31 protein-coding genes are annotated in these 21,364 nt (G+C 66.8%); 8 read left to right on the forward strand and 23 right to left on the reverse strand.

Features of this window, described 5'->3' with window-relative positions; genetic code table 11:
* Nucleotides 1-54: 54 nt before the first annotated feature.
* Entirely contained in the window at nt 55-393 is a 339-nt protein-coding gene (locus BJ970_RS12215) for a hypothetical protein (RefSeq protein WP_184726363.1), read from the reverse strand.
* 248 nt (nt 394-641) lie between these two features.
* Entirely contained in the window at nt 642-1,004 is a 363-nt protein-coding gene (locus tag BJ970_RS12220) for a hypothetical protein (protein WP_184726364.1), read from the reverse strand.
* Between the two features lie 106 nt (nt 1,005-1,110).
* Between BJ970_RS12220 and BJ970_RS12225 the strand changes: the two genes are divergently transcribed.
* From BJ970_RS12225 to BJ970_RS12250, 6 genes are all read left to right on the forward strand, one after another.
* Complete coding sequence (locus BJ970_RS12225; protein ID WP_184726365.1) at nt 1,111-1,413, forward strand: hypothetical protein; 303 nt, start codon at nt 1,111-1,113, stop codon at nt 1,411-1,413.
* Between the two features lie 465 nt (nt 1,414-1,878).
* Nucleotides 1,879-2,775: a DUF5753 domain-containing protein gene (locus BJ970_RS12230; protein ID WP_184726366.1), complete on the forward strand. Its 897-nt coding sequence runs from the start codon at nt 1,879-1,881 to the stop codon at nt 2,773-2,775.
* 12 nt (nt 2,776-2,787) lie between these two features.
* On the forward strand, nt 2,788-3,168 hold the full coding sequence (locus tag BJ970_RS12235) for a DUF397 domain-containing protein (RefSeq protein ID WP_184726367.1): 381 nt from the start codon (nt 2,788-2,790) through the stop codon (nt 3,166-3,168).
* A gap of 177 nt (nt 3,169-3,345) precedes the next feature.
* A complete protein-coding gene (locus BJ970_RS12240) occupies nt 3,346-3,738 on the forward strand; it encodes a hypothetical protein (RefSeq protein ID WP_184726368.1) in 393 nt (130 codons plus the stop codon).
* Nucleotides 3,739-3,750: 12 nt separating this feature from the next.
* Nucleotides 3,751-4,218 (forward strand): histone-like nucleoid-structuring protein Lsr2, encoded by a 468-nt coding sequence (locus BJ970_RS12245; RefSeq protein ID WP_184726369.1) that lies wholly within the window; start codon nt 3,751-3,753, stop codon nt 4,216-4,218.
* A complete protein-coding gene (locus tag BJ970_RS12250; protein ID WP_184726370.1) occupies nt 4,215-4,529 on the forward strand; it encodes a recombinase family protein in 315 nt (104 codons plus the stop codon). The genes BJ970_RS12245 and BJ970_RS12250 overlap by 4 nt, the downstream gene beginning before the upstream one ends.
* A 177-nt stretch (nt 4,530-4,706) precedes the next feature.
* Here BJ970_RS12250 and BJ970_RS12255 read toward each other — a convergent pair whose 3' ends face one another.
* The 14 genes from BJ970_RS12255 to BJ970_RS12320 all read right to left on the reverse strand — a co-directional run bounded on the left by BJ970_RS12255 (nt 4,707) and on the right by BJ970_RS12320 (nt 15,944).
* Entirely contained in the window at nt 4,707-5,015 is a 309-nt protein-coding gene (locus tag BJ970_RS12255; RefSeq protein ID WP_184726371.1) for a hypothetical protein, read from the reverse strand.
* A 6-nt stretch (nt 5,016-5,021) separates the two neighbouring features.
* On the reverse strand, nt 5,022-5,699 hold the full coding sequence (locus tag BJ970_RS12260) for a peptidoglycan-binding domain-containing protein (RefSeq protein ID WP_184726372.1): 678 nt from the start codon (nt 5,697-5,699) through the stop codon (nt 5,022-5,024).
* Nucleotides 5,700-5,846 carry a hypothetical protein gene (locus tag BJ970_RS12265; RefSeq protein WP_184726373.1) on the reverse strand — a complete coding sequence of 49 codons (147 nt, stop codon included), beginning with the start codon at nt 5,844-5,846 and terminating at the stop codon, nt 5,700-5,702.
* A gap of 205 nt (nt 5,847-6,051) precedes the next feature.
* Complete coding sequence (locus BJ970_RS12270) at nt 6,052-6,588, reverse strand: hypothetical protein (RefSeq protein WP_184726374.1); 537 nt, start codon at nt 6,586-6,588, stop codon at nt 6,052-6,054.
* The gene (locus tag BJ970_RS12275) at nt 6,588-7,724 is read right to left on the reverse strand and encodes a hypothetical protein (protein ID WP_184726375.1); all 1,137 of its coding nucleotides are present in this window, start codon (nt 7,722-7,724) and stop codon (nt 6,588-6,590) included. The genes BJ970_RS12270 and BJ970_RS12275 overlap by 1 nt, the downstream gene beginning before the upstream one ends.
* A complete protein-coding gene (locus BJ970_RS12280; RefSeq protein WP_184726376.1) occupies nt 7,724-8,908 on the reverse strand; it encodes a hypothetical protein in 1,185 nt (394 codons plus the stop codon). The genes BJ970_RS12275 and BJ970_RS12280 overlap by 1 nt, the downstream gene beginning before the upstream one ends.
* A 3-nt stretch (nt 8,909-8,911) precedes the next feature.
* A complete protein-coding gene (locus tag BJ970_RS12285; RefSeq protein ID WP_184726377.1) occupies nt 8,912-9,241 on the reverse strand; it encodes a hypothetical protein in 330 nt (109 codons plus the stop codon).
* A 34-nt stretch (nt 9,242-9,275) separates the two neighbouring features.
* The gene (locus tag BJ970_RS12290; RefSeq protein ID WP_184726378.1) at nt 9,276-10,223 is read right to left on the reverse strand and encodes a phage tail family protein; all 948 of its coding nucleotides are present in this window, start codon (nt 10,221-10,223) and stop codon (nt 9,276-9,278) included.
* A gap of 10 nt (nt 10,224-10,233) precedes the next feature.
* The gene (locus tag BJ970_RS37760) at nt 10,234-11,412 is read right to left on the reverse strand and encodes a lytic transglycosylase domain-containing protein (RefSeq protein WP_184726379.1); all 1,179 of its coding nucleotides are present in this window, start codon (nt 11,410-11,412) and stop codon (nt 10,234-10,236) included.
* Nucleotides 11,306-14,203 (reverse strand): tape measure protein, encoded by a 2,898-nt coding sequence (locus tag BJ970_RS12300; protein ID WP_184726380.1) that lies wholly within the window; start codon nt 14,201-14,203, stop codon nt 11,306-11,308. The genes BJ970_RS37760 and BJ970_RS12300 overlap by 107 nt, the downstream gene beginning before the upstream one ends.
* 7 nt (nt 14,204-14,210) lie before the next feature.
* Nucleotides 14,211-14,453, reverse strand: coding sequence for a hypothetical protein (locus tag BJ970_RS12305; protein ID WP_184726381.1), 243 nt, complete (start codon nt 14,451-14,453; stop codon nt 14,211-14,213).
* A gap of 197 nt (nt 14,454-14,650) precedes the next feature.
* On the reverse strand, nt 14,651-14,956 hold the full coding sequence (locus BJ970_RS12310; RefSeq protein ID WP_184726382.1) for a hypothetical protein: 306 nt from the start codon (nt 14,954-14,956) through the stop codon (nt 14,651-14,653).
* Nucleotides 14,957-14,974: 18 nt separating this feature from the next.
* Nucleotides 14,975-15,160: a hypothetical protein gene (locus tag BJ970_RS12315; protein ID WP_184726383.1), complete on the reverse strand. Its 186-nt coding sequence runs from the start codon at nt 15,158-15,160 to the stop codon at nt 14,975-14,977.
* Between the two features lie 109 nt (nt 15,161-15,269).
* Nucleotides 15,270-15,944 (reverse strand): phage tail tube protein, encoded by a 675-nt coding sequence (locus BJ970_RS12320; protein WP_184726384.1) that lies wholly within the window; start codon nt 15,942-15,944, stop codon nt 15,270-15,272.
* A 61-nt stretch (nt 15,945-16,005) separates the two neighbouring features.
* On the opposite strand from BJ970_RS12320, the gene BJ970_RS12325 reads away from it, so the two are divergent.
* Nucleotides 16,006-16,683, forward strand: a complete 678-nt coding sequence (locus BJ970_RS12325; protein WP_184726385.1) for a hypothetical protein — start codon at nt 16,006-16,008, stop codon at nt 16,681-16,683.
* Here the strand turns inward: BJ970_RS12325 and BJ970_RS12330 are convergent.
* The 7 genes from BJ970_RS12330 to BJ970_RS12360 all read right to left on the reverse strand — a co-directional run bounded on the left by BJ970_RS12330 (nt 16,666) and on the right by BJ970_RS12360 (nt 20,087).
* Nucleotides 16,666-17,064: a phage tail termination protein gene (locus tag BJ970_RS12330; RefSeq protein WP_184726386.1), complete on the reverse strand. Its 399-nt coding sequence runs from the start codon at nt 17,062-17,064 to the stop codon at nt 16,666-16,668. The two genes, BJ970_RS12325 and BJ970_RS12330, sit on opposite strands and share 18 nt — an antisense overlap.
* Before the next feature lie 3 nt (nt 17,065-17,067).
* Nucleotides 17,068-17,385, reverse strand: a complete 318-nt coding sequence (locus BJ970_RS12335) for a hypothetical protein (protein WP_184726387.1) — start codon at nt 17,383-17,385, stop codon at nt 17,068-17,070.
* The gene (locus tag BJ970_RS12340) at nt 17,386-17,718 is read right to left on the reverse strand and encodes a hypothetical protein (protein WP_184726388.1); all 333 of its coding nucleotides are present in this window, start codon (nt 17,716-17,718) and stop codon (nt 17,386-17,388) included.
* A complete protein-coding gene (locus BJ970_RS12345; protein WP_184726389.1) occupies nt 17,715-18,077 on the reverse strand; it encodes a hypothetical protein in 363 nt (120 codons plus the stop codon). Before BJ970_RS12345 ends, BJ970_RS12340 begins: the two co-directional genes overlap by 4 nt.
* Before the next feature lie 3 nt (nt 18,078-18,080).
* Complete coding sequence (locus BJ970_RS12350) at nt 18,081-18,293, reverse strand: hypothetical protein (RefSeq protein WP_184726390.1); 213 nt, start codon at nt 18,291-18,293, stop codon at nt 18,081-18,083.
* A 115-nt stretch (nt 18,294-18,408) separates the two neighbouring features.
* Nucleotides 18,409-19,395, reverse strand: coding sequence for an SU10 major capsid protein (locus BJ970_RS12355; protein ID WP_184726391.1), 987 nt, complete (start codon nt 19,393-19,395; stop codon nt 18,409-18,411).
* 44 nt (nt 19,396-19,439) lie between these two features.
* Complete coding sequence (locus BJ970_RS12360) at nt 19,440-20,087, reverse strand: hypothetical protein (protein ID WP_184726392.1); 648 nt, start codon at nt 20,085-20,087, stop codon at nt 19,440-19,442.
* 393 nt (nt 20,088-20,480) lie between these two features.
* Between BJ970_RS12360 and BJ970_RS12365 the strand changes: the two genes are divergently transcribed.
* Nucleotides 20,481-21,248 (forward strand): aminoglycoside 3'-phosphotransferase, encoded by a 768-nt coding sequence (locus BJ970_RS12365; protein ID WP_184726393.1) that lies wholly within the window; start codon nt 20,481-20,483, stop codon nt 21,246-21,248.
* The last annotated feature ends 116 nt before the right edge of the window (nt 21,249-21,364 follow it).

The following is a 21,364-nucleotide window of genomic DNA, read 5'->3' on the forward strand; positions in this document are numbered from 1 at the left end:
AGTGAGGCACCGGGTCTCTGGAGGGCAGGGCGGCTGCTGTACCCGCGCCGGGCCTTAGGCCCGTTCCAGCCCGACGAGGACTCGGCGCAGCATGCCCGGATGGCACGCGCAGTCGGCTTCGCCCAGCGGCAGACCGGTTTCGACCAGCGGCAGGAACCTCGTCTCCACAACGGCGAGGTCATCGGCCAAGTCGCCGCGAAGGGTGACCGGTTCGCGAAGTAAATGCCGGGGTCTGCGTGCTGACTCGGCGGCTGCCTGGTCTAGCAGGTGGCGCACCGTCAGTGCGCCTTCGCCAGCCCCGCTGTGCTTGCCCTCCTCGACGTAGTAGCGAACCAGCAACCACGACACGGCTGCGAGAGCTGCACCGCCGAGCGCGATCAACGCGACGATCATCGGCCTGTTCTCCTTCTGCTTGTCCGCGAGGCCGTCAGATCGGCCGCGAAGTAGTACTCGGTGATCCGAATGGCCAACAGGTCGTGCAGTGGTGCTGGCCCGGTCTTGGTGGCGCGGGCACGCAGGCGGCACCGCATTCCGCGAGACCGAAAGGCGTCCGTCGGCCTGGAGGCGCTGGGCGTTCTCGGGCAGTACTCGGTGGATGACCTGCCTGCTCCAGACGCCCTTCCACGCCTCCGCCACGACGTTCAAAATCCCTCGCCTGGAACCCAGAGGCCGCTGCCGCGACGGTGTGTGCTGTTCGGTGCGCCGGGCGAACCGTGTGGCGGCAGTTCCAGGACCGCCGTGATGACTTCTTCCACCGTGCCGTGCTCTCGCCACAGCGGGTCGCCGTGCGGATAGTCCTCAACGCGGAATCGGGCGGCGACTGCCTCGTCCATCCCCCGCAAGGTGATGTTCTCGACTACGCCGTAGCCGCACCTCCGCTCGGCGTAGATGGCTGCCAGCTCGCCGTGTCCGTCGCGTAGGTGCATGAACTTGAATCCGGCCTCAACCGCCCGCTGGAGGGCGGCGATGTGCGGAACGTCTTCGTTTGTGGGGGTGAGCAACATGATCATTCCTCGGCGTGGTGGAACACGGCGACCCTGCGGAGTTCGGGGGGCATGCCTCCACAGGGCCGCCGTGGTCGGATCCCGCCCGGTCCGGTGGGAGGTCGGGTTGGGCGGGGAGCCTGAAAAGCCGCCGGAGCAGGCCGCCGCGACAGCGGCGGCGGTGGCGCGGCTTCATGCGGAGATCGAGGTCGGACAATGTGGCCCGGGCCAGCCGATAGGCCAGGCAGCGCGGGCACTTGCGCCCCGGCGGATTGGTCAGCGAGACCGGAACAACGAGGTCACCGCAGAACGCTTCGCTGAAGCCAAGTCCCTCGTGGAGGCGTGCCTGCTGCTCGTCCGTGACGGCGTGATCCTGGCCGTCGGCACCACTGCGCATCCACGTCACGTACAAGCGCTCAACCTGGCCTGACATCAGCTCCGCCTCCTGTTGTCCATCTCCCGACTTCGTCGATCACGTATTGAGGGGCGGCGGGCGACGCGCGGAGCCTGGGGACATCGCCAAATCCCGTTGGCTCGACGCTGCGTCGCCCGCCACATGAACCCGGCGCGTCCAGCCTGGTGGGCCACAGGACGGGCCGGGGTGGTCTCACTGGCGAAGACGCAGCGACGTGTGGGCGAGGTTTTTCCTGGTCGCACGGGAGTTCGCCTGAATTCTGGGTGCGGGCAATTTGGCCTCCGCAATCACTTGTAAGCTCTGCATCTCAAGTTCTCGATTGCATGAGCTGTATGTACTAGCGATAACAGTACAGTGATAATCACCTTTGCCTACCCCTCCAATCGGGTAGCACCGGGCGATACCCTCTGTGGCAGGAAAGGAGGGGTGTCCGCTCGGTGACCATCACGCCGCACGTCGCAGAGAGGGCACCCAATGCCGATGGCCAAGATGCGTACCGCCAGGAAGCTCCTGCTGGGCCGCGAGATCGCGCACATGATCGAGAGTGCGGGCGTCTCGCAGGCCGAGGCCGGCTCGATCATCGAGTCCAGCCAGAGCCGTATAGCCGGTCTGATCAGCGGAGCGGGAACGATCGCCGTCGGCGACTTGGACCTGTTGGCGTCCCGCCTCGGATTCACCGACGAGGGATACAAGGAAGCGCTGCGCGAGCTACGCCGCGACAACCACAAGCGAGGATTCTGGTCAACCGGCCACCGCCGCGCGTACAGCGAGGACATCCGGCTGCTGGTCGACCTTGAGAACGTGATGGACCAGCTTCGGTCGGCCGAAGTCGAGGTCGTTCCTGGCTTGTTGCAGACCGAGGCGTACGCCCGCGCCCAGCACGCCGACCTCCCGGACGACGAAGACCTCAGCCTTACCAGCGATGACTTTGTTCAGGCCAGGCTCGCGCGGCAGGAGATCCTGGACAAGAGCGACCCGCCGACAGTCCAGTTCGTGCTCAGCGAATCATGCCTGCGGCGCATGTGGGGCGACCCCGAAATCATGCGCGAGCAGATCGAGCACCTGATCAACCTGTCGAACAGGAAGCGCGTGATGATTCAGGTGTTCCCGTTCTATACGCCGCCCGGCCGTCGCTCACCGATCGGCCATCGGTTCACGCTGCTTCGCGTGCCCTCGCCGGGCGCGGCCGGGCCGTTGGAGCTGGCCTACACCGAAGGTGAAGGCGAGATCCGCTACCTGGATGACCGCAAGGCGCTCACATCCTACGAGTCCGCCTGGGCACGCCTCACCAATGCCGCCCTCCGCTTCGAGGAAAGCCGCGCCTTCATGAAGCAGGTGGCGGATGAGTACAAGAAGATGGAAAACCCTACCCCCTAGGGAGATCGCACCATGACCACCACCTCGCCGGTCTTCGCCGAGCATGAGTTCCGCAAGGCGTCCCGCAGTGACCCCAAGAAGCAGTGCGTCGAGGTAGCCCGCCGCGATGGCTGGGTCGAGATGCGCGACGACAAGCTCAAGGGCACCGCGGACTACGTGACGCGGGCTCTCAGGTTCACCGAGGCAGAGTTCGACGCCTTCCTTGTCGCCGCACGCGAGGGCCGGACCGAGGGCCTGTGCCTGGAGATCGGTCGCCGCGATGAGGACGGCGTGTATCTCTTCCGGCGTAGCGGCTGGTCAGGCATCGAGCTGGAGTTCACCGAGGCCGAGGTTGTCGCGTTCCGCGACGGCATTGCCAAGCATGAGTTCGACGCTTTGGCTTACGCCGTCTAGTTTTCATACCCGAAGGCCCCGTTGTCCGATGCGGACGGCGGGGCTTTTGTCTTGCCTGGGAGCAGACCGCTCACCGATTCGGCGCAAGTTTCTGCGGCCACATGGTTGCTCACTCTCCGTTGCAGGTGTTAAATCCGTTTCAACACGCAGGAGACCGCACAGGAAGGGTGACCCCGTATGGCAACTGCGTCCGCAATGGATGCCGAGGTCCGTGCGTACCTGGAAGCCGCACCGCCGGAAGTGCTCCGTTGTAGGCGGTGGAACCACGCTTGGGATCCGACCCACGATGGATTCCTCGTGCGCAACAAGGGTCGGAGTGACGAGTGCTGGTCCACCGAGCTGGAGTGTATGCGTTGCCATTCCGGCGCGGTGGATCGTTTTGAGCCCTGGACGATGGTCAAGATCGGCGAGCGTGAATACGACTACGTGGACGGCTATCTCCAGGAGGGCGTGACGGTCACAAAGCAAGACGTGCGCCAATTCTTTGCAGAGCAACAGATGGGAAGGCGTCGGCAGGTGCGCGGGAAGCGAAAGATGCGCACTCGTAAGCCGACCGCGAAGGCTGCGTGAGGGAGGTTTTCCGTGGCGACGCAAGTACTTCTGGTCGACGACTTCGACCACGACACACGAGCCGATCACACGCTGGTGTTCGCATTCGACGGTGAGACGTACTCGGTGGACTTATCCGACGAGAATGCCGCCGAGTTCCGCGAGCTGATGGCGCCGTACATCAACGTGGCGACACGGCTGGGCAAGCACAGGCCGGAGAAAAACCCCGTCAACGGCAAGCGCCCCTCGCCCGCATTAGCCCGGCCGTCGATGCCGAGCACGACGAACGGCAAGCCCTGGTACAAGTCCGAGCCTGGCGGCCCAGCCGAGACGGAGAAGGCCAAGAAGCGCTACCGCAACATGGCACGCGACTGGGGCCGCGAGAACGGCTACGACATCGGTGATCGTGGGGTGATCCGTGATGAGGTGTACGTGGCCTTTGAGGAGCACCGCCTGGCCAAGGGGCTTCCCGTCGGCCCGGCGAGCGTGGGGCTGTCATGACGGTCTACGGCTACCTCCGTGTGCACCCGCAGGCGGTCGCTGGTACGTCGGACGTACAGGGCCGATGGATGCTGTACTTCGGCTGCTCTGAGGTGTATGTGGACATCTGGAAGGGCAGTCAGCGTCCGCCGATGTTCGAGCGGCTGCTGTCGGTGCTGCGCCGGGGCGATGAGGTGCGAGTGCCCCAACTGGACGTTTTCGGGCCGACGCTGACGAACGTGGCGAATGCGATGACACGCCTGCACGGGCGTGGGGTGATGGTCGTCGTCATCGACGAGGACATACCGCGCGAGTTGCGGCTGACTGCCTGAACTCGGTCACACAATAGCTTCCGCTGGCGCGGAGCGAGCGCTCTGACATCATTTGGTCACAAAGAAAAGGCCCCCGTCTGTCCCGATAGGACAGACGGGGGCCTATTCAGTCCCCTACGGAATGACCGCCGCAAGGTCACGGTAGCAGGACATCGATCGAGTGCGGAGCGCGCGCCATCACATCAGGGGCGGCGGCTCCGGATCTGCGGCCGGGACCAGTGGCCGGTCGGCGTCATCGTGGGGTGCTGCTACCGGCGTCACCAGTGGCTCGGCGTTGTCGAGGACATGGAACTGCGCGACGGCGGACGTGGCGAAGGTGACCAGGGTGACCACCGCAGCCACAAGATTGTCGAGCGCAGTCGCCTGTTCGGCGTTGAGTACGCCGAAAGACACCGCTGCCGCGAGCAGGGTGCCTAGGATCGTCTTCCACCCGCCACCGCGGATTGCTTCCAGGATGGGGCGCGGCCGATTCGCGTACTTTTCCATGAGCTATCACCGAAACCCGAGCTTGGACCAAGTCTGCGCGCCCACGATGCCGTCGACCGCGAGGCCGGAGCGCCGCTGGAATTCCCGGACCACGGCCGTGGTCTTCGAGCCAAAGATGCCGTCTACGGCCAGCTTCGAGTACGCGGGGTAGACCAGGTCCAGGTATGCCTGGAGGTCGCTCACGGCGCGGCCGGTGGAGCCCTCCTGGATCGTGGGGCGGCCGGATGGCGGCGGTGCGGGCGCGGGGCTTCCCCCGGCAATGCCCCACCCGGCCCGGTCGTCGTAATTCGTCCGGGAGAACGAAATGTGGACGTGGCCGGTGTGCGGATCGGTGCCGGTGTAGGCGTGCCAGCCGGAGAAGTCGGCGTTGGTGATCCGGCGGTTGTAGATCACGTACCCGCCATTGGTCAGCCGGTGGTCACCCGTGCGGCCGTCATGCCCGGTCAGGCCGCGCTGGCGCAGGTACTCGGCGAGCCAGGCCGCGTCGATGCCGTCTACGTCGATATCGATCGCGCGGACCACGCCGACGCCGTTGCGGTCGATGATCCAGGGGTTGTGATCGCTGGTCCGGCTGGCGTGCGCCGCGTCGCCGATCGTGCCGTCGGAGGTCCGGTCCCGGTTCGGCCAGCGGGCGTTGACCTCGTTGCGCAGGTCTATCAGTGCGTTGGCGAGACGCCACGCCAATCAGGACTCACCTTCCTCATCTGCCGATCTACCCGTGTCCTCCGGGGCGTCGGCTTCCTCTCCGGCGAGCTGCCAGGCGTCCTCGTGCGACTCCTCGCCTGCCGTCGCAGCCGGCGGTTCGTCGGTGGGCGATTCGGGCTCGGTCATCGCGGGCCTCCTTCATCTGCACAGGTCACGTGGGGGCGGCGGGTAGGGGTGCTTCTGTCGTTCGGCTTCTGCTTCGGCCCGCTTGGCGAGGTACTGGCCGACCGCCTCGCGGACCTGTCCCCGCACGACGGCGGGTTGGATGGGTAGTTGACAGGATCGCGAGCGCGGTGACCAGTGGACGGGGCAGCACCAGGCCCCCTTCGCGTCACAGGGAACTGCTGTACTGCACCGTGATCTCGCTGGGCACGCCGAGCGACGATCCATAGAGCGTGGCGGCGGCGAAGCACCAGTTCGACCAGTAGAGCTTGTCGCCGAGGTTGAGATAGGTACGCGAGCGGATGGCGTCGAGCACGGCGCCGTCCCCGCCCTGCTGGGGGATCTGGCCGGAGTCGGTCGCGATGGAGTTGTTGACGTTCGCGGCGTTGAGCGTGACCTTCGCCCCGGCTACGGCGTTCGCTGCCCCGATGGCGCTGTGGAAGTGCACGCGGTAGTACCCGGCCCGCTCGATCTGGATGTAGGCGGACACTCCGGCTGCGCCGGGCACGTACATGCCGAACGGGTCGTAGCTCGCGCTCCAGCCTGTCTGCGCGAAGGTGTCCACGTTCGCGGCGAGACCGACGTTGCTGTTCAGGCGGATGACGCAGACGGGGAGCATGGCTTTGGGTCGCGCCAGCTCCTCAATGCGGCGTTCAAGTGCGCGGAACTGCTCGGCGAGCGTGCCGGTGCCGGGTGGCTGGAGCATCAGATCACCGCCGGAGTCGGTTGCAGATCGAGCTGCACCGAGGCTTCGTCTTGGTTGCTGAACGAGAGAACCCGCCGCCGATATTGCCCATCTGCGAGCCAGGGGTGCCCGCTGACGCCGAAGGTCGGCGCGTCGCCGAGGCTCCAGTTGCCCAGCGCGGGCGAGACTTCGATGCCGGTGCCCGTCGCGCCGTCGATGCGCACCGAGCACTTCCAGGTTTCCGTGGGCGAGCTGAACTGGGCCAAGTCGGCGTCGGCGTAGCTCTCCAGGGTGGACTGCTCAACCACTGAGGTGTGGTCGCCGTCCACGTAGTCGGTCGGCGGGAAACCCAGGCCGACCAAGGTGGTGTCCTCAGCGAACCCGGTCATCAGGCCGCGCTCGCTGCCCGAGCCCTTGACCCACACGCGGGTGCACGGGCTGACGCTGCCGTTCACGTCCACGTCGATCGTCGACAGCGCGCCGCCGTAGTCCCAGACCGCCGCGGATTGCTGGTCGCCGAGCAGCGGCGAGCCGATGAGCATCTGCCAGCGGAGCTTGTTCTCGCCGGGCACCAGGTAGGGCCAGAAATCCAGCTCTGGGCCGTCGATCACCTTGGCGAGGTCGTCCAGCCGGTCCCAGACCCTCGCGAGGTCGTAGCCGTAGTAGGAGCGGGTGTTGGTCCCCGCCTCCGGCGCGGGCAGGTCGATCGGCAGGCCGTAGCCGCTCTGTGCCAGGTTGGCGGCCACGATCTCGCGGGCGATGCCGCGCAGGCTCTTGTTCGAGATCGTCAGGTCCTCGCTGGGATTGACGATCGCGGTGTATCCGAGGGGGTTGCGCAACACTCGCCGGTCGAATAGCCCTTGGATGCCCGTACCGGACACCGACAGCGTGCGGGAGTTCTCGTCGTAGGAGTGGGTGAACGTCGGCCCGGCCTGCACAACGACTGTGCCGTAGATGATCGCCCAGGAGAACCGCCCGGCGTCGGTGTAGGAGTGGAGATCGAGACTGGCGTTCGCCGGGTCGTCCGGGACGACGTTGATCGTCCAGGTTCCCTTGTCCGTCAGCTTCCGCGAGAAGGACGGCAGGTCGCGAGGCGTCACATCGGCCAGCACGTTCCCGGTGACCGTCTCGGCCACCATGACTCGCCAGTCGTTCATCAGACTGCCGGGGGCTGCACTGTGGACGGGTAGACGCAGACGGACAGCAGGTTGTGTCCGACATCGTTGCCCCGGTACCCGAATCCGCCGCCGGTCGTGGTGGCGATGACTTGAGCCGTCAGATAGACGGTGTGCTGCCCGGTCAGCTCTCCGTACATGATCGGCGGCACCGAGTAGACGTGGCGGGTGTCAGCGTTGACGTTTCCCGTGTCGTCGCCGACCCAATTGACCGCTGAGCCCGTAATGGGATCGTCCACTTTGGTGTGGACATCGACTGCCGTTCCGGGCGACTGTTGCGTGACCAGCCGCGCGGTGGGATAGATCATGTAGGGCGTGCCGGGGTCGGGAATCGTCACCGAGCAGACCGACTTCAGGTTGCCCGCGCCCAGGGTCCACAGCATTTGCCCGAGCGGCGGATTCGCCGTGTAGACCATGCAGTTGTGGACACCGCGCCAGCCCTGTGGTGAGCCGTAATAGACCTGGTGCTGGAAACCCGAGGCGTGCACCCAGCGCTGATCGCCGGGATAGGCCCCGGCCTCGGAGTACGCGGAGCTGCCCGGCAGAGCGTCCGGTCCGAACAACGACCGCATTCCGCCTCGTGCCACCAGGCCCGGCCCGCGTTTGTCGGTGATGTCCGTGGTGGTGATCGCCGTGGCGTTCTTGTTGACCTTGACCGCTGCCAGGGGGTGCCAGCCGGACGTTGGTGTAGGAACGGGCTCCGCCGGGGTGTTGGTGCTCGGGTCGCCCTGCCAGACTTCCACGGCGAACTTGCGCACTCCGGACGCGGAAGCGATGGCCGGGTTCAGATCGTCGTAGACCCTCGCGATGATCAGGTCGATACGGTTGGTGGTTGAACTGGATGCCGCGAGGCTCAGGGTCTTAACCGAGTCCAGCGCGCACATGTACGCGCCGAGGCCCGGCGTGTTGATGACGGCGTTGCCCATCTCGACGGTGACCGCCAGGCCGGACGTCGCGGGCTTGACCCTCATGGCCATGTGCGAACTGCCGCCTACTCCGGCGGTGTCGCCGCTGGCCATGATCCCGCTGCGGTAGTCGATGTAGCTCAGGTTCGGGCGCGGCATCAACACGGAATCCAGCGCCAGCCGCGCATCGGTGAGCCCCACGCGGGACTGCACCGCCCACGGGTCGTAGGCCGAGGTAACCGAGGTTCCGAGCGCGACCACTGCTTACGCCCCTGGCGCCGGTTCGGGAGCGGGGTCCTGCGGCCATTCGGTCGTGATCGGTCGCAGTCCGGAGGCCCGCAGCACCTCGTCGGTGATCGCGGTGTTGCCCTTGTAGAGCCAGTCACCGAGGTGCAGGAAGTAGTAGCCGAACCAGCGGATCGTGGTGCCGTCCTCACCCATCCGGACGTTGGTGGACTGCTGGCCGCCGAAGGCGTAGTTGATCCGGTCCATGAACCACTGCGCCTGGCTCAGGTCGGTGTAGCGCACGCAGTCGGACGCCTCGACCGCCTGGTAGTAGACCGGCGGGTCGGGCTCGTTGGAGTACACGCCCACGTCGGGATCTCCTTCCGGTAAGCGGGAAATCGGGTTAGAACCACGCGGAGCGGACGACGGCCGTGACGTAGCCGCTGTCGGTGACCGCTCCGGTGTGCGTGAGGCCGACGGAGAGCACGCCGGGTTCGCCAGTGGGGCTGGCCGGCGGTACGGCGAAGGCTCCGAACTGCGCGGGGCTGAGGAGCTGGCGACGCCCGGCGGTGCCGCCGAGGAGGACCGAGGGGGCCGCTGGATCGATCACCACGTATTCCCCTGCTGCGAGCACGGCGTTGTAGCGCATGCTCGCGGTCCCGGCGGTGAGCGTCGGATTGGTCAGCGGGCCGTACAGCGTGTAGACCGGCGTGGTCGGAGCTGTTCCGCGGTTGGTCAGCAGCATGAACCCGGAGGCGTTCGAGGTGCCGAAGGTCAGCCCGTCGTCATCGGCACCCCAGCCGAAGAACAGCCCTTGGTTCGTGTCGCCCGCGATGATCTGGGAGAAGTCCAGCCCGTCTCCTGCGTCGCGCGGGAGTCCGGAGGACATCACCTGCTGTTCGACGGCGTACTTCGCCGGATCGGGCGCGACGACCTGAACGCTGAACTCGATCCCGGGCTCGCTGATCACGTCCAGCGGTGTGCACAGGATCTCGTCGTCCAGGTACACCTCGCAGCACAGCGCGCCGATTTCGGAGTAGCAAGTCAGCGTCGCCGGTTTCATGGGATCGGACAGCAGGCCGAGCACATTGGACTCGGCCTGGCGGAGAACGGCGTAGTCGTCGGCGTAGGCCCGCCCGGTCAGCGAGATCGTGCGCTGCTTCTTCCATCCCGGAGAGCGGTAGGCCCCGTGCCGCGCGAGCCGGGGCGACAGGCTTGCGTTCGTGGCCGGGGAGCTCCAGAAACCTTGCTCTTTCGTGAGAATCCACTGCACGCCGGAGGCATCGCGGTAGTCGCCGTCGGGATGCAGGGTCAGCCAGTCGAGGGTCCAGACGTGCGCGCCCTGCGGCATCGCTCACCCCCTACAGTCGCGTGCCGATTGCCAGGTGTCGATCGACGGAGTGAGCGATGTGCTCAGGGTCGGCGTCGGTGCGCGCGTAGACGGTGATGTAGCGCGCAGGTTCTCCGGCTTGCATCTGTCCGACCAGGGCCTCGTACTGATCACTTGTGAAGACGGCCTCGGGGCGGCCGGTGCCGTTGTAGACAGTGGACAGCCCGGGTGGGAGCCAGCCGCCCTGGTCGTAGCCCTGTGGGGTGGGGCCGACGGCCTGCTGAACGCGGAAGATGGTTCCGTAGCTGCTCTTGATGTAGTTGATGCCCGCGACGAGGTTGGCGATGGGGTCGTAGATGTCGGCCGAGAGCCGCCGGTCTCGGTAGGCATCGAAGGTGGACCCGATGGTCTGCATGAGACCCCGGCTCGGGTCTCCCCGTTGGGCGTTGATGTCCCAGAGGTTGATCGCGCGGGGGTTGCCGCCGGACTCGCGCATGATCAGCGTCCGCAGCGGTCCTTCCCAGTTCGCGGGCACGCCCGCGAACATCATCGCTGCGCGAATCCACCCGGCCAGATCGCCGCCGACGGTGGGCGCACCGGGCTCGCCGGAGGAGAACGGGTTGATCTTGGCCCACAGCCAGTCCACGGCCTTGCCGATCAACTCGCCCGGCATCTTGGCCAGCATCGTGATCCAGGGAGAGTCCGGGAATCCAATGCGCGCCTTGACCCAACCGACCGGGTCCTTGAACAGCGAGACCACGCCCTCGCCGATGCCCTCCACAAGGGACAGGAGCGAATCGATGACGCCACCGCCAGCGAACCGGGCGATGCCTCCGCCGGAGAATCCGCCGCGCCCTACCACGGTGGCCGGACGCCCGGAGGCCGCAGCATTGAGCGCCAGCACGTTTTCCGGACCGACCAGCCGCGTGGCTTCCGGTGTGAGGACCGACTCCCCGCGCGACAGCAGTGCCGGTACGTCGTCGCGGCCGGGCGCGTACCCCGCCAGCACACCGCCCCCGGCAAACTGGATAGGCGTGGCCTCGGCGAGCTTACCCAGGCCCAAGAAGTCGGCGACCCAGTTCCAGACCGCGCGGATGCCCCGGTTATAGACCCAATCGATCACGAAGTTGACCGGCACGGCCGCGATGCCCTTGACCCGATCCCAGACCCTGCCGATCCAGGCAACGGCCGCGTCGAAGGCTTCGCCCACGGAATGAACCGCCGACTTGACCGCCTCGAACGCCGGATGAATCCAGTGGTCGTAGACCCACTGGATCGCCGACCCCACGGCGTCCCAGGCTGGCTTGATCCGCGCCTCGTAGACCCAGGTGAAGAAATCGCCAAGCTCGCAGCGCCCATCGCAGCAAGCCAAACACCACCGCGATCGTGCCGTGGTAGGCGTCGGAAATCGCGGTCGAGATCGCCGTCCAGGTAGGAACGATCTGCTGCGTCCACAGCCACACGGCCCAATCGCCGATCGCACGGAACGCGCTGACGATCAGGTTTGCAACAAAGCCGATCGTGTGGTCATAGAGCCAAACGAAAGCCTGGCCGATCGCGTCGAACGCTGGGACGATCTTATCTGTCCACAGTGCACTAGCCTCAGCGCCGAGCCACCGGAATCCGCTGATGATCCAGTCGATCGCGGGCTTGATCCAGTCTGTCCACAATGCGATTGCCGAAGCGCCGAGCAACCGGAACCCGGCGACGATCCCGTCAATCGCGGGCTGAACCCAGGCGTTCCACAGTGCCGCCGCTTGCTCGCCGACCCAGCTGAAGAACGGCCCGAGCGCGTTGTCCCACAGCCACATCGCTACCGCCGCGAGCGCCTGAAACGCGATCACCCAGGGCGTGACGAGCACCGTGAACACGATCGCCGCCAGCACCCGAACCGCCAGCCAGATGAAGCTGAACACAGGCGAAAGCACGTTGAACCAGAGCCAGGCCGCTGCCGCAGCCACCGCATTGAACGCTGCGACGGCGCTCCGCCAGAGCCACACGGCCGCCGCGCCGACAGCTTCCACGGCGGTGACGACCCCGTTGAACGCAGGCACGATCGCGTTCTGCCAGAGCCACACCGCCGCCGAGCCGACCGCCAGCGCTCCGGCGACGATCCCGTCGAAGGCGGGCTTGATCGCGTTGTTCCAGGCCCACAGCGCCGCGTCCTGGATGGCCTGCCAGCAGGCGAGTACGACGGCGCGGAAGCCCTCGAAGTGCGTCCAGGCGTAGATGACCCCGGCGACCAGACCCGCAACCAAGGCGATGATGAAGTCGATCGGGCTCGCGGCGAAGACCAGGCTCAGTGCCAGCCAGGCAATGCGCACGGCCATGATCGCGTTCCGGACAAGGGTGACCGCACCGGTCACCGCCGCCACTGCGGCGGCGATCCCGTACCAGGTCGCGAACGCTATGGCCAGGCCGACGATGACCGGCGTCAGCGGCCGGACCCAGGTGGACACCGTGATCAGCGCGGGTGCCACATACCCGCCGAGCACATCACCCAGTAACCGCCAGCCCCCCACGATCGCGGCTCCCGCGATCTGGCCTAACAGGCTCACGACTGGCTGGAGCGCGTCCCAGACGTTGCGGGCCGCCAACCCGACCGCCTCCAGGAAGCCCGCGACGCCCGACGAGGTGAGGTCGGTCCCGCCCTCGCGCCAGGCAGCGAAGAACGCCCGGACACCACCGCTGATCTCAGCGAAGGCCGTCTTGAGCGCGCCCGTGACCAATTGGAACAGCGGACTGTTTGCAATGGACTGGAGGAGCGCGGGAACCTGGTCGAGCGCATCGGTCAGGAAGCCCAACGAGGTTTTGATCAGCGGCAGCGCGGGCGTGACGAGCTGGCCCAGCGCCTTGTTCAGGTTGTCGGTGAAGTTGGACCAGATGCCGGTCAAGGTCGTGGCCTGGTTGGCCATCATCCCGGCGAACGCCTGCGTCTGCCCCGCCGCTCCCTGGGTGCCCTGCTGGATGCCGGACATGAGTTTGGGGATCGCCTCGGCGCTGGGGACCAGCCCCTTGGTGATCATGTCCTGCAACTCGCCAGTTGTGACCCCGAACTGGTTGGCGAGGATGCGCAGCGCCGGGATCCCGGCCTCGGTGAGCTGCAAGATCTCGTCGCCCTGGACCTTGCCCTTGGCCGACATCTGCCCGATCGCCAGCACGACCTGGTTGATCTGCTCCGCCGAGCCGCCCATGCCCGACACGGCATCGCCGATCGCGGTCAATGTGGGCAGCACGTCCTGAGCGGCGAACCCGAACGCCATGAGCCGCTGCGCCCCGGTGGTCACTGACGGCAGATCGAACGGGGTCCTCGCCGCAAAATCCTGGAGCTCGGCTACGAACCGCTGGGCCTCCTGAGCACCGCCGAGCATCGTCGTGAACGCCATCTGGGCCTGCTCTTGGCTGGCCGCGAACTTGATGCCCATGCCAGCCGCGGCGACGCCAGCGAGACCGAACACGGTCCCGGCGGTAATGCCGTAGCTGGCCAGCAGGTTGTTCGCGCTTCGGATCGGTGCGAGCAGGCCGCGCCCGATCGCGCCGCCGGTCCGCGTCATCGCGCCTTCGCTCAACGTGGCCATCGCGCCGAAGCCGGCACCGACGCGACCGGTGTGATCGACCACGGCGCGTAGGCGCCCGCCCGCGGTGCCCGCCGCGCCAGAGAACGCCGTCGCCGCTACCCGGCCGTCGTTGAAGCCGTCGCGGACTCGCCCCAGTACGGGACTGACTCGGGCGAGCTGATCGAGTACCGGGGCGGTGCCTCGCGCCAGCGTGCCCATCGACGCCGACCCGTCACGGGCCAGAGCATCAAACCGGCCGCGCAGCCGGGTCAGGGTGGCCGACAGCCCGGTTTCCATCCCCCCGCCGACATTTCGGCCAATCTGCTGTCCGGCAGGACCACCGACGCCCGAGAGCTGGGAGTTGATCTGTGAGGCCGCCGAGCTGCCGAAGCCGCGCAGGCTGGGGAGCAACTGGACGTACGCTGCACCGGCCGAATACGCCACGCGGGAGTCACCTCCCGAGCATCAGCCGCACCCGATCGCGATGACGTTGGTAGCTCTCGGCCGCCGCCAAGCGGTCCCGTGCCAGCCGGGGCCGGGGCATCGGCGTGGCCTTCTGTTTCTTGCCGGTGCGCTGCGCCTCCAGCGAGGCCCGGATAGCGAGCAGGATGTCGGCCACGTCGGTCAGTGCCGCCCGTTCCGGCGTCCAGGTGTGCGCGTCCACCCTGGACTTGCCGGAGCTGCGCTTGCCCATCTCGTGCTCGGTGGCGCGCTGGCGTTGGGCCAGCTCGTCATCGTCGTGGATGGCGACCTTGTAGTGGCTGTGGTCGGGCAGCCGCTCGGCCAGCCGGAGAAGCTGAGCCCACGGCCGCTCGGCGCGGAAAAACTCCAGGATGTCGATCCCCAGCTCCCGTTGGAGGTCGTATTCAAGCGCCTCGCCGTAGTCCTCGATCAGCGCGACGAGGCCCGCGTACCCCCCGGCGGGGCCGCCGCCAGTCCAAAGTGGTCCGCCATGTCGGCGACCAAGCCGTTGAGCACGCTCGCGGGCTCGTGGCGTACCAGCTCGTAGACCTGGTCGAAGTAGTCGCCGGTCAGCAGCTCCAGGGTGCGGCGTGAGCTGCGGGACTCCTCGATCTCCAGCACCGTGTCCCCGTCCGGGGCCGGAATGCTGATCTCCTGGCCATCGTCCAGCTCCAGGTCGAACGGTTCGCTCCTGGCCTCGCGGACGTAGCGGTTGAACTTGTACTTCCTGCCCATCGTCGGGGTGGTCTCCTTCTACTGGTCGTCCTCGTACTCGTCGTCGTCCTGGTGCTCGTCGTGCTCCTCGGTGGCCGGCTGATCTGGCGCGGCTGGCTGGTCCTCGGGCACGACCGTGTAGCCGTGGCCGAGGGTGAGGTTGCGGACCTCGGCCTCGTCCTCGGTGCGGTACGTCCTGCCGTTCGGAGAGCGCAGGGTGGGCATCGCGGTCCTCCTCTGCTGAGCGCGGGGTGGTCGGATACGCGGGGCGAAGGGTGTGGCGCGACGCCACGGCCACCCCGTCCGTGAGCGTCGCGCCACGTCTGAGGGGCCGTCAGGCCGTGGTGAAGCCCATCTCCTCCAGGAGCGCCTTCCATCCGGGGCCGCCGAAGAAAAACCGCATGGCGGTGCCGACTTCGTCGTCGTAGTTGGCGGTCATCGTGACCTCGTAGCCCACCGGGTCGTCACCGTCGGACCACTTCTGATCGCCGGTGTCGGTGACGTCGGCCTTCGGCGCGAGCTTGGCGACGTAGATGGTGTCCGGGCCGACGCCATCGACGAACAGCCCGAACGCGCGGAAGGTGCGCGTGGTCGGGCGGGGCGGGCGGTCGAAGGTGACCTCGCCAGTGGTGGCGTCGGGGGTGACGCCGGAGAGGTTGACGCCCTCGTACAGCTCCAGGGTCCGGCGCTTCGTCTCCTGCGCGGTGAACTTCAGGCCGTCGGTCTGCTTTGTGATGTCGCGCCGGGTCGGCTCGACCGCACCCCAGGAATTCACGTCGGAGGTGTCCACGCTCTTGCTCCAGGTGGCACCGTCGCCCTTGTCCACCCAGCCGATGTCCTCGTAGCCGGTGGGAAGCGGGAGAAGATCGGAGGTGGCCCCGGTCGTCAGCGCCGTCGGCAGATCCGCGGAAGCGTCGGCGATGAAGATCGAGCCCTCCAGCGCCTTGCGGATCAGGTCGCTCTGCTTCTTCTTGAGCGCGTCGTATGTGGTGGTCGTTGGCGTAGTCATGGATCACTCCCGACGTGTTGAATCGCGTTTAAACGCATACTGAGCGCTGTACAGTTGCTGGGTGTCAGTGACAAGGGCGGTACGCGATGCAGACGACTATGGCGTGCGAAACCTCGGCCATGTGCTCGTGACCATTGATGACCTAGAGGCCCTTCTTGCGGTAACTCGGTCTCTTGATCCTGAGAATCAGGCCACATTGGCGTTCGATGGCGGCAGCTTTTCTGAAGCCGAAGACTTGCGCAGCCTATCCGATGATGAGCTGAGATCCGTTTGGATCACAGGGCGCTCTGGATTTATGGTTACTTTAAACGCCAACCAGGCCAGAGTAAGAGGAAGCAAACGCGAACGCGATGCGGTTTACAAGTGGGCGCGTGCGCGGCGTACGCGACTTCGGAGCAATAGTCCGGCAGACCGCCTTCTCTCGGGGTTAAGGATCTTCGTCAGCCTAACTTTCCTGGTGACGCTAGTTTCGGGAACCATAGGATTGCTACAAAAAGGCGAGACGCCTGCTTTTCTCGTCGTGACGTACATTCTGACTTCGTCGATCACGTGCGTCGTAATGTGGACACTCCACTTTATTTTCGGGTCGTCGGGTGCGGTATTGCGTGCGCAATCGCTGGAGCAGTACAGAGAAGATGAGAGATCGAGCCAACGTCACCGGCAGGTAGGTGCAATTTCTGTCGCGGGCGTTGTCGTAACCCTTGTGATTGGAGTCCTCGGGCTAATCCTTAAGAAATGATCCCGGTCTTCGCCAGGCCAGCCGGAAATAGCCGATGACGCGGCGAGTGTCCTCAGTGGTCGCGTAGGGCACTTGCGTCGGTGGGTTGTCGGTGCGTGCGTCGTCGATGAGCACGCCGTCCACTCGGGACCGGATGCTGCCGAGGATCACTTGGCGGCATTGCTCCGCAAGCTGCCATGCCTGCGCGCGGTCCAGGCCATAACAGGCCACTTCCACGCGGGGGAAGTCGGTGATCCTGTCGTCGCTGCCGCCGACGCGGTTCACCCTGATCAGCGGCGGCGTGAGGTCGGCCGGAGTCGCGGTGACCGTGGGCGCGACCTGCTCCAGCAGCGTCATCACGACGGTTTCGGCGTCCGGAAACGGAGGCAGGACCAGGCCCATGTCTTAGCCCGCTTCCACGATGTCGATCGTGCGACTGAGCACGTGATAGGCGTGCGGCTGGCACTCGTTGCCCCACTCCACGGCCGCCGAGTGCGGTGCGGTGGCCACGATCAGCCCTACGGGCCGGTCGTTGCGTCGGCCGCCGAGCCCGCCGTCTTCGGCGCGGAGGTTCGCGGCGTACTCGCCGGTCCTGCGTGGCGCGATGCGCTGGGCGAACTGCGCGCCGCCCCGCGCCCGATCCATGATCAGGTCATGCACCTCGGGACCGCGCAGCAGCGCGGCGAGGCCCTGGTGGTCGAGTCTGAATTCGACGTTCGCCATTCAGCCGGTCACCCTCTCCAGGTTGATCACGCACACACCCGCATCCTCCACGAACGGGCTTCGGTAGCACTGGGGTTCACCGCTGACCGCCCACCGGGTGCCGTCGGGCAGCACCACGCGGTCAGTTGCCAGGACATCGGCGTTCAGCCCTGCGTAGACCCTCATGCGCGCGGTGACCTGATCGGCCCGATCGGTGTCCTCGGACGATCCCGCCGGGGCAAGGACGCAGTCCTCGACGACATGCACAGTGGGCGGCAGGGAATCGCCGTAGCGGTCGGTACCCGATGGGCGGGACACCGTGATCCGTTGCCCGATCAGTCCTTCGGGCGTCATTCTCCGTCCACAACGGACTGTGTAGCGGTGCCGACGCTGAACGCCTTGCCCTTGCCGACTGCCCGACGCAGCCGGGTGCGCTGCTCGCGGCTCAGCGCCAGACCGGAGCTGCCGGTGTCGGCGTAGGTCGCCGAGTACGGCCCGATCGTGGTCGAGGCCGCACCGCCAGGTGTGGGCACAGCAGCCTCGCCCAGCTCCAGCGCCACAGCCGCCACCCCTGGCGGGACCGGCTCGGGCAGGTCGCCGATTTCGGCGATGATCGCCGCCAGCACCCACGTGTGGATCGCGGCGGCGGTCTCCTCCGAGACCGCGCGGCCGGCCAGCGCGGCGAGGGTGGCTGCGGTGAACAGCTCGGCCACGCCTTACTCCGACCGTGCCCGCCGGGTCTTGGCCGAAGCGTCCTTGCCGGACGTGTCGCCGTCGTCGGGCTTACCCGTCTCGCGGACACCCAGCTCGGGCGGGAGCTTGCGCAGCTCGGCCGCCGTCTTGGCATCCACGTCGGCCACCCCGTCGGTGAAGCGCACGCCGAGGTCGCGCACGATCAGGCCGGGATGCTGCTCGCTGGTGAACTTCACGACCCGCCGCCCTTCTTAGTGTTGTGGCTGCCCTTCTTCGGGCCGGGCTTGGCCCCGCGCCCGGAGATGCGCTGGTCCTTCGGCGTTCCGGAGTTCGGCCTGCCGCCCATGACGATCAAGCCGCCGGGGTCGTGGTGAGTCCGGTGATCTTGCCGTGGGCGCGCTCGTTGCCGTAGTTCAAGCCCACTTCGCCGTAGATCTGGTACTTGTCGCTGGCGCCGGTCTTCGCCAGCGGCTCAGTGAACAGGAATCCGCGGCCGGGGATGCGCAGGAACACCGGGGCCAGCTCGTCCAGCGACGCGACGATCACCGTGTCGGCGGGCATGTAGCGGTTGAGCATGATGTTCAGCCGCCCAAAGTCGGTCTCGATGGTCTGCAACGCGACCCCGCCGACGTTGCGGGTCTGCTCGCGGTAGCCCTTGTCGGCGATGAATGCCTTGGTGAGCTGTCGCTTCTGGAAGGCGTTGCAGATCAGCGTCGCCGTCTCCGAAACGGTGAGCCCGCCGTTCTCCCATGTTTCCTGGAGCAGATCCACGATCAGCTCCTCGGTCAGCGCGGCGGCGGTGGCGTTGGTGATCACATTGGTCTGGATGGCCTGGAGAAGGCCCCGCGTCTTGCGCGGCTGGGTGTTGTCCGTCGGCTGCGCGAACGTGCCAGTGATGAAGGACAGCTCGATGTCGCGGGCGATCTGCTCCAGGTGCCGCTGGGTCTGCCAGGTCAGCTCGTCGCCGACCGGGTTGATGCCGCTGATCGCGCCCGAGGTCGACACCGCCGAACCGGTGCCCGCGTATTGGCCGGTTGCGGCCTCGCGGGTGTAGGAGATGTCCAGCGCTTCCTGATGGATCTCCACCGTGTTGAAGTTGTTCCAGCGCGTACGGGCCTCGGGCTCCGGGGCATCCGCGCCCTCCAGGCGCTGCCGGGAGTTGTCGGCCGCGCGCAGGTCGTAGGACTGCCAGGTGAAGATCGTGGAGTCCGTGGACTGGCCGCCGGTCAGCCCGCCGATCGAGGACAGCAGCGGGGTATCGGTCGGCGTGACCGCGAACAGCTCGCCCACGTAGTTCGGCGAGTTGAACGTGGTGATCATGCCGGTAATGCCGGGCATCGCATTTCTCCTGTTCTGCTACGACGCCGACACCTCGACGCCGATCAGCTCGACTTGCGTTCGAGCAGTTGCGCGGTCTTCAGCCGCAGCGCTTCCCGGTGATCCCCGTTGCGCTCGGCCTCGCGGATCTGGTCCGCGACCGACACCCCGCCCCTCGCGCCCTGGCCGGGATCGGGGTTCGGGCCACGCCGACCGCCCTCGGCCGCCGCGAGGTGCGGGCGGTCCTTGAGCACGGCGGCTACGTCCTCGGCGATAGCGGCGGTGTCGATCTCGCCGTCCTCGGTGACGTAGCGCGCCTTGTCGTCCAGGTAGCGCGGGGCGTCGGCGGGAGTGGCCCACCCGTGTGCGGCGGCGCGGATCTCGGCGTTGATCGCGGAGGTCAGCGCCGACTTGGCACGGGCCTCGGCCTCGTCGGCGCGGGCGGCGTTCTTCTCGGCCTCGGTGCGGTTGGCTTCCTCGGCCTCGTCCCACTTCTTGGCCTTATCCCGGTTCTCGCGTGCGCGAGACTCCCACTTGCGGGACTGGGCAAGGGTCTGCTCGTAGAGCTTGCGGTAATCCTTCTCCGGCTCGTCCTGCGTGGACTTCTCATCGGCGGGCTTGCCAGCCGGCGACTGCGTGCCGGGGTCGGACTGCTGCGGTGTGTCGTCGGTCCCGCCGTCGGCGGGGGCGTCTGCCGTGGTGGTGTCGGACATGAACTGTGGTTCCTCCCGTGCGGGATCGCCGGGCGTGCCGTGCGGAGCCCGGTACTGCGGCGGAAAGGGATTGCGCCGTGCGGCGCGAGAAGGCGAAGCGGCACGGACTCGTGCCGCTCAGCGCGAGAAGCCAGAGCGACGCGAGTCCGTTCCGCCCAGCGCGGGGGACAAGGCCAAGAAATAGCATGCCCGTTGACCCTGCCGAAACGCCACGAGGCTGCGGGTATATCTCATCCGCCGCAGGCCCCGGGAAAAGTGTTACCGATGCTGGCACTTGGATGGAGGCGCGAGCTTCGCTCCACGTGCCAGCAGGGTGATCCTGCCCTGTATTGGCGCATGGCATGCAAGAATGCTTGAGTGCTCGCAGGCCAACCGTCCGATTCGGAGTTGTTCGTGCCAGCGAGAGTGCGCACCCTGGCCAGAGGACGCGCCGTCACACCGGTCTGGCGGAACCAGCTCGGTGGATTGACCTTCGAGGTCCAGTCGGACGCCAGACGGGAGTTCATCAAGTGGGCGCCGACCGGCAGCGACACCGCCCTGAAGCCGGAAATCGCTCGCTTACGCTGGGCGGCGTCATACATGGACGTGCCGAAGGTGCTGGACTACGGCAGTGACGACGCCGGTACGTGGTTGATCACCGAGGGCGTGCCCGGTTACAACGCCGTCTGCGACCGCTGGAAGGCGGAACCGAAGACCGCTGTCATCGCCATCGGCGAGGGACTTCGCGCACTGCACGACACACTGCCAGTCAACGAGTGCCCATTCTCCTGGACGGCCGAGACCCGGCTGGCCGAGGTGCATCGGCTTGCAGCCCAAGGTCGACTCGGCCCAGCGCACTGGCATCCCGAACACCAAGCGCTCGACGTCCGTACCGCCGTGCAAATCGCAGACCAGCCGCCACCGATCGACAAGCTCGTCGTGTGCCACGGCGACGCGTGTGCACCCAACACGCTGATCGGAGACGACGGGAACTGGACCGGGCACGTCGACTTTGGATCGCTTGGGGTCGCTGACCGGTGGGCGGATCTGGCCATCGCGACCTGGAGCACCCAGTGGAACTACGGGCCCGGGTGGGAAAGGCGCCTGCTCGACGCTTACGGCATCGACCCGGACCCAATACGGACCGCCTACTACCGATTGCTCTGGGACCTCGGTCCGTGACTCGCCCGCCGACGACCGGGTGACAGAACTGCCGCTCCGGGCACGTCCCAAACACATCCGGGGGGTTGACAACCAGATTGGGATTCCCCGACCCAGCTACCGGCTTCGCGCGTTCA

Origin of the sequence: Saccharopolyspora phatthalungensis (assembly GCF_014203395.1) — a bacterium.
Classification (GTDB): domain Bacteria; phylum Actinomycetota; class Actinomycetes; order Mycobacteriales; family Pseudonocardiaceae; genus Saccharopolyspora; species Saccharopolyspora phatthalungensis.